Genomic DNA, 302 nt, shown 5'->3' on the forward strand with positions numbered 1-302 from the left:
TTCTCCAAGGTGTTCCATGTTTTAAGTTCCGCCTACTTAACTGGTGCTGCGCTGTTAGCAGGAATTGCGGCTTTTACGATGCTGAGAAAGGGCGTATCTGGATACCACAAAAAAGCTCTGAAGCTAATGATGGCTGTTGTGATGTTGTTTGGGTTACTCAACACATTAGCCGGAGATGTCTCCGCTAAATTTCTAGCCGAACATCAGCCGGAGAAGCTGGCTGCTGCAGAATGGCATTTCGAGACCGAAAGTGGTGCGGATCTGATTCTGCTAGGCTGGCTTAATGCAGAGCATGAAATTAT

1 protein-coding gene is annotated in these 302 nt (G+C 47.0%); it reads left to right on the forward strand.

All coding sequences use genetic code 11. The annotated features are described in order from the left end of the window. A partial coding sequence (locus P364_RS0134845; RefSeq protein ID WP_029881548.1) for a cytochrome ubiquinol oxidase subunit I occupies positions 1-302 on the forward strand: 302 nt, incomplete at both ends.

Origin of the sequence: Paenibacillus sp. MAEPY2, from assembly GCF_000499205.1 — a bacterium.
GTDB lineage: Bacteria > Bacillota > Bacilli > Paenibacillales > Paenibacillaceae > Paenibacillus > Paenibacillus vandeheii.